Source organism: Synechococcus sp. R3-13, from assembly GCF_047462195.1.
GTDB lineage: Bacteria > Cyanobacteriota > Cyanobacteriia > Thermostichales > Thermostichaceae > Thermostichus.
This window is the reverse complement of the sequence record NZ_JANSIO010000331.1, coordinates 1-6,648: the sequence shown is the minus strand read 5'-3', so window position 1 is coordinate 6,648 and position 6,648 is coordinate 1. Positions and strand designations below refer to the sequence as shown.

Genomic DNA, 6,648 nt, shown 5'->3' with positions numbered 1-6,648 from the left:
CTTGGTAGCGCACTTCGTTCGGGACGAAGGGGTCGCAGGTTCGAATCCTGTCATCCCGATGGCTTTAAAGTTCACTGAGCTCTCAACTTAATCTTGGGGGTTTAATTTTGGGGGTGTAGGTGACGCAGCCAGGCATTGACGTTGACCCGAATTCGCTGCCCAATCTGTAAGAGGCGGTGCAGGTTTTCGGCAGAAATGTCTCGGCAGTCTTCTTGGGGCCAAGCTGGGCAACGCGGGCCAATTTGACGCTCCAGCGCTGTCAGATAGAGCTCTTGCAGGCGATCCAAGTTGATGGGCAGGCGCAGGTCTGCAGCCAATTGCAGCCATTCTTCCAGGTTGTAGAGCTGTTCGCCGAAGGTCTCCGGCTCAAAAGCGTGGGCAAGGTGCCACATCCCCCGCTGTAGGAGCCGATCCAGAACCCGGGCTGCCTCTTCCCGCCGCAACTGACACCCCAACTGCTCGGCCTCGCGCACAATTGCCCGCAATTCCAGCAGGTGATCCCGCTTGCCCTCTTCCATTTCCATCGCCCGCAAACTGGTCAACAGGCGTTGGTTGAGGGTGATCTGAGCGGCAGCCAACAACTCTTCCGGGATCGGCAGGCCGTCGGCCCGAAAGGCCATCAAGACCCCGTAATTGTCCAGGTAGGTTTGGCGGTAGAGCTGGGCCAGGCGGTCTAGGGTATCTTGAGTGAGCCAGCGCATCATCTGCTGCCGATCTTCGTCGTCGAGGGCGTTCAAGTCGAAGGTTTCCGGCCCAAATAGGTCTTGCAGGGTCAGGATCATCTGTATCCGACTGTGGGATCCGGCCAGCAGCCGCGCTTTTATCTGCTCGTAGATGCGCCGCCCAGCAAACGGCTTGACGCCACATTGAAAGTCCCAGCCGCCGAGGTGGAGCACGGCGTAGATTAGATCGTGCTCTTCGCGGGTGGTGGGAAAAGTGAGCTTCACCCGCCCGATAGCCAGTGTCGACCCGCCTATCGTCAGGCGCTCTTGATCCACTTGATCCAGCACATATCCTTGGGAACGGGGGATCCCGTTAAACAGGGAAAACATGGCGTGCTGAGCCACCAGCCGTTGCGGGCTGATCAAGCTGGGGCGCACCAAGGCGCAATAGACCCCCTTGCCGTCTCTGTAGAGGTCGAGGTTGCTGGGGGCCTTGCTCAGGCGCTGCAAAAACTCCTCTTCTAGGTTGACATCCGCCACTGCTGCTGCCAACTGGATAGCCCGTGCCGCGTAACGCAGGATCTGCACCCCTTCAGGACGGGATAGCTCCTCGAAAAACCAGCCACAACTGGTGAACATCAACTGGCTGTAGCGCTGCATCTCCAACAGGCGCAGCACTTGCACCCGATCTTCGGCGGTGAGGCGGTGGCTTTGGTGCTCCTGCAAAAAGGCATCGCAGCGCTCCCGATCCAAAATCACCTCGATGTAACGATCCCGCGCCAGCCAGGGATCCCGCAGGTAGGCTCTGGCCTCCGTCTCGTAGATCTCGGCCAGCTGATCCCGCAGCCAGTTGAGGGCCTCCCGCAGCGGTTGCCGCCAGCGTTGGTGCCACCCTCCCACCGCTCCGCAGCCACAGTCTCGCGACCACCGTCCTACCCCGTGGGCGCAGCTCCAGGCGGTGACCGGTTTCAGTTGCACCTCCCAAGTGGGGGGATGTTGGCTGAGAAAATGGCTGTAGTTGCCCACCTGCCAGCCCCGGCGGGGAAATTCCTCGCAAAAGGCATAGGCCAGCGTGCGTTCTACACCCCGCTTGTGGTGGCCAAAAGTCTCGCCATCGGTGGCACAGTTGATCAGATAGGCTTCCCCCTCTTTGTCCGGGCGCAGAGCGGAACGGATCCGCTCCGCCAGAGAGTGGGTGCTGTAGACGATATCCCCAAAGCCCAAGTCACGGGAAATGGGGCCATCGAAAAAGAAAATATCCAAGTGCCCCTCCCGATCGGGGGTAAAGCAGCGGTAGGGCCGACGGGGATCGATCTGGCCTTGGCTGACATCGATCCACTCCGTTTGTCCCAAGGGGCGAATGCGCTGCGCTTGGCTGGGGGCCAAAATGACGAAGCGGATCCCACATTCGACCAAGGCCGTGACCGTTGCTGCATCAATGGCGGTTTCGGCCAGCCACATCCCCTGGGGATGGCGCCCAAAGCGGTGTTGAAAATCGGCAATTCCCCAGCGGATCTGGGTGTACTTGTCTCGCTCGTTGGCCAGGGGCAGGATGACGTGGTTGTAGACTTGGGCAATGGCATTGCCATGACCCTCAAGCCGCTCAGCGCTGAGACGGTCGCCGGCCAAAATGCGTTGGTAAACTTCAATGTCATGCTCCTCTAACCAAGAGAGGAGAGTGGGGCCGAAGTTAAAGCTCAGGAATTCATAGTTGTTGACAATACGCACCACCCGTCCTTGGTCGTCCAGAACGCGGGCAAAGGCGTTGGGGCGGTAACATTCCGCCCAAATGCGCTCGTTCCAGTCGTGAAAGGGGCTGGCGCTCGGCTGTCGCTGAATGCGGTTGAGGCAGGGATCCTCTCGGGGCGGCTGATAGAAATGGCCGTGCAACACCACGTACGGCCGCGCAGAGGAAAGCTCAGCAGCACCTGCCGGAGAAGGAGCCGCTTGCATCGGCGGGTCGGAGACCAAATCGCTGTGCCCTGACTGTGCCGCTGGCCTATCGGAATTTTTGGAGCCACTCGGCAGCATAGGATCGTACTCCTTTTAGAGGCCCCCAACTGGGTTACAGGGGAACGCACTGTTAACTTAAGTTCATATCCATACGTTACAGCGATCCCCGATCTGCAACGGTGAATGTAAAAGATTCAGTTGGAAATTTGACAGGGAACAAACATCGGTCAGTAATCTTTGCGTTTTCCTCACAACAGAAGGGATCCAGCCGGGATCCCTTCCTGAACGGGTCTCAGTCTCTGCCCAGTTGGATCCCCGGACTTAGCCGGTGGGGGCCGATTTGCCGGTGGCCATTTCCCACACCGAATAATCCACCACCGCAGCAGGCGGATCGGCGCTGAGAATGCCCAAAGATTTCAAGGTTTCCACGTTGGCCCGATACACCGAAGGCACCAGCAACCCAGCATTGCCTTCCAGGGTGGGGCCCGCCTGATACAGCTTGGCAATTTCAGCCATTTGCCAGGTTTGGTGCTTGAGGGGATCCGCTTCCGAGCCGGATCCTTTGCAGGTTGCGCCGCAGAAGGTGAGAACCACCTGCACCGTTTCTTCTGGGTTGGCCACAGCGTAATCCCAACCCTTGATCGAGGCTTTCACCAATTTGGCCGCGATGGCTTTGCCCGATTGGCCGGATCCCTTAAAGTTGCTTTCGTTTAAAACGCGCTCGGTGGTGAACAGCAGGTCTTCCAAGAGGTTGATGCCGTAGTCTGGCAGGTGCATGACGTTGAGTTCGCTCAGGGGGTAGCCCAAACCCACGATCTGATTCAGCTCGTTGTAGAGCATGGCCGAGGCTACATCCACCTTATCGGGAAAAACCAGGGCCGGATCGAAGCCATAGGTGATCAGCTCCACATCGGGGTTGGTCACCCCTGTATCCAGGCTGGTGGTCAAGTTGAAGGCTTTCATCAGAGCCAGGGCCGGATATTCGTTGCCAGAAGGCCAAATGCCCACCTTTTTACCTTTGAAATCGGCAGGGTTTTTGATCCCGCTGGATTTGAGAGACACCATCGCGTAGCCCGACTTCTGAAAGATCTGGGCGATGTGAACCACGGGCAGCCCCTGAGCCCGGGCAGTCAGCAGGTCGGTGATCCAAGTGTTGCCAAAGTCGGCTCCGCCCACGACCACTGTCTGGATGGGGGATTGATCTCCAATCGGCAGCAGCTCGACGTTCAGACCTTCGGCTTCGTAAAATCCTTTTTCCTTGGCGATCAGGTATCCGGCAAACTGGGCTTGCGGAAACCATTTCAGTTGAAGTTTCACATCCACCAACCGGCTCTGGGCCTGGGATCCCATCCCCAGCAGGGTCGTCAGTGCCAGCGCCATGCCCAATACCAACGACATCAAAGGGATCCCGCGCTTACGCTTGAAGAGGCGGGGCAGGTGAGATAGGGCGTGAACAGTACGGCGGCCTAGATCCATAGTGCAACCCTTGCTTCTTAAGAACGGTGTGCCAAGACTGTAGAGGATCTGCCTCTGGGCAGAATGTTCACCATGCTCACAATGCCTGGAGGGAGATCAAATCTGCGGGGCCAACTTTCCGTCGGCTTTGGAATGACCCCTTCGAGGTCAGGCCCCCATTGGAATCACCGTGCATCCCCAGCTCGCCAACTCAAATTCCCGCCCAGTGCCACCAGGCCCAGCCCAGCCCCACTAGCAGCGCCGTTACCCCGTAGAAGGATCCCACCACCTGCACCTCCGACCAGCCCCCCAGCTCCAGATGGTGGTGCAAGGGCGACATGCGCAACAGCCGTCTGCCTGTGCCGGTTTTGCGTTTGGTGTATTGGAAGTAGCCCACCTGCAGCATCACCGACAGCGCCTCTGCCACCAGCACTCCCCCCATCAGGGCCAAGGCCCAGAGCTGATCCCCCAGCAGCGCCAACCCGGCCAGAGCGCCCCCCAACCCCAGGGATCCCGTATCGCCCATGAATAGGCGCGCCCGGTGGTGGTTGTGCACCAGAAACCCCAAGCAAGCACCGCTCAAGGCGAAGGCCAACACCGATAGCTCTGGATCCCTGGGCAGGAGCCCCAGCCCAATCAGCAGGATGGCCACCACCCCTGCCGCCAAGCCGTCCATACCATCGGTGAGGTTTACGGCATTATTGGTGCCCACCAACACAAACAGGGCCAAGGGCCAGAACAGCCAGCCCAGAGAGAGGGTGCCTATCCCCGGCAAGGTCAGACTGGTCGGGATCCCCTGCCAGGCCAGGTAGACACAAAACCCAAGGGCAACTCCCACCTGGAGCAACAGCTTGTGTTGGGGAGACAACCCCTTGTTGGATTGCTGTCGGATCACCAGCCAATCGTCCAGCCAGCCGACAAAACCGTAGGCCAGCGTGAGCAGCGCGACGGCCAGCCAATGGGGATCCCAGCCGCTCCAGATCCCGGCCACCAGCAGCCCCACGGGCAAAAAGCTGATCCCGCCCATGGTGGGTGTGCCTGCTTTTTTCTGGTGGGATTGGGGCCCCTCCTGGCGGATCACTTGCCCCGCCTTCCAGCGCCGCAACCCGGGGATGAGCAGGGATCCCAGCAGGGCCGAACCCAACACGCTCAATCCAAAAGGAACGACCACCTGGGGGCGGATCCCAATCACAAGGGCCGAGAGGGCTAAACCCAGCCCCAGCGAGAGCGCCATCCCGCCCCACTCTGTTTCTTCCACCTCCAGATCGGGAAGGGTATCCGCATCCACCCTTTCTGAACCCCTCACACCCTCAACCTCCAAACCCTCAAAAACTCTATCCTGCCAGAGCTCAGAGGCGAAAGTTAGTTGAGTGGGGATCCCTTCAATAGGGCCACTTCCAGTTGCGCACCTCCGGCAGATCTTCCCCGTGTTTGCAGATGTACTGCTTGTGCTCCACCAGCTTGTCCCGGATAAGCTGCTGGACGTGATCCCGCCGGTACTTGAAGCGATCCACCCGCTCCAAGACGTCGTTGGCCAAGTTAAAGCGATCCACCTGGTTGAGAACGCACATGTCGAAGGGGGTGGTGGTGGTGCCTTCCTCCTTGTAGCCGCGCACGTGCAGGTTGTGGTGGTTGGGACGGCGGTAGGTGAGGCGGTGGATGAGCCAAGGATAGCCGTGGAAGGCAAACACGATGGGCTTGTCGGGGGTGAAGATACTGACAAACTCCTTGTCGCTAATGCCGTGGGGGTGTTCGCTGGGCGGCTGCAGCTTCATTAGGTTCACCACGTTCACCACCCGGATCTTGATCTCCGGCAGGTGCTGCCGTAGGAAGTCCACCGCCGCCAGGGTTTCCATCGTCGGCACATCGCCACAGCAGGCCATGACCACATCCGGCTCTGAACCCTGATCATTGCTGGCCCATTCCCAGATGCCCAAGCCCTGGGTGCAGTGTTTGATGGCCGCATCCATGTCCAGGTACTGCAGGGCCGGCTGTTTGCCTGCCACGATCACGTTCACGTAGTGGCGACTGCGCAGACAGTGGTCGGCCACCGAGAGCAAAGTATTGGTATCCGGGGGCAGGTAGACGCGGATGATTTCGGCCTTTTTGTTGACCACGTGATCCAAAAAGCCGGGATCCTGATGGCTAAAGCCGTTGTGATCCTGCCGCCACACGTGGGAAGTCAGCAGGTAGTTGAGGGAAGGGATGGGCCGCCGCCAAGGAATGTGACGGGTGGTTTTCAGCCACTTGGCGTGTTGGTTGAACATGGAGTCCACCAGGTGGATAAAGGCTTCGTAACAGGAGAAGAACCCGTGTCGCCCGGTCAGCAGATAGCCTTCTAGCCAGCCCTGACAGACGTGCTCGCTGAGGATCTCCATCACCCGTCCATCTGGGGAGAGGTGCTCGTCGCAATCGTAGATGGGAGCTACCCAGGTGCGGTCACTGGCCTCAAACACAGCATCCAAGCGGTTGGAAGCCGTCTCGTCGGGGCCAAAGAGGCGGAAGTTGTGGGGGTTGAGCTTTATCACATCCCGCAAAAATTGCCCCAGCACTCGCGTGGCCTCGGCTTCGGTGGTGC

The 6,648-nt window shown here is 59.3% G+C and carries 3 protein-coding genes and 1 pseudogene; all 4 read right to left on the bottom strand.

Annotation, left to right across the window (positions count from 1 at the left end; genetic code table 11):
- Positions 1-101: 101 nt before the first annotated feature.
- Positions 102-2,693: a DUF3536 domain-containing protein gene (locus NW856_RS10255; RefSeq protein WP_414400126.1), complete on the bottom strand. Its 2,592-nt coding sequence runs from the start codon at positions 2,691-2,693 to the stop codon at positions 102-104.
- Between the two features lie 243 nt (positions 2,694-2,936).
- Positions 2,937-4,091, bottom strand: a complete 1,155-nt coding sequence (locus NW856_RS10250) for an ABC transporter substrate-binding protein (RefSeq protein WP_414357754.1) — start codon at positions 4,089-4,091, stop codon at positions 2,937-2,939.
- A gap of 190 nt (positions 4,092-4,281) precedes the next feature.
- Positions 4,282-5,304, bottom strand: coding sequence for a phospho-N-acetylmuramoyl-pentapeptide-transferase (mraY, locus tag NW856_RS10245; protein WP_414400132.1), 1,023 nt, complete (start codon positions 5,302-5,304; stop codon positions 4,282-4,284).
- A 148-nt stretch (positions 5,305-5,452) separates the two neighbouring features.
- Positions 5,453-6,648, bottom strand: a pseudogene (locus NW856_RS10240) (phosphoketolase); the annotation flags it as partial.

Excerpts from the sequence above, each read along its gene's own strand:
- NW856_RS10250 (WP_414357754.1), bottom strand. The coding sequence starts at position 4,091 with ATGGATCTAGGCCGCCGTACTGTTCACGCCCTATCTCACCTGCCCCGC.
- NW856_RS10255 (WP_414400126.1), bottom strand. The coding sequence starts at position 2,693 with ATGCTGCCGAGTGGCTCCAAAAATTCCGATAGGCCAGCGGCACAGTCA.
- mraY (WP_414400132.1), bottom strand. The coding sequence starts at position 5,304 with ATGGCGCTCTCGCTGGGGCTGGGTTTAGCCCTCTCGGCCCTTGTGATT.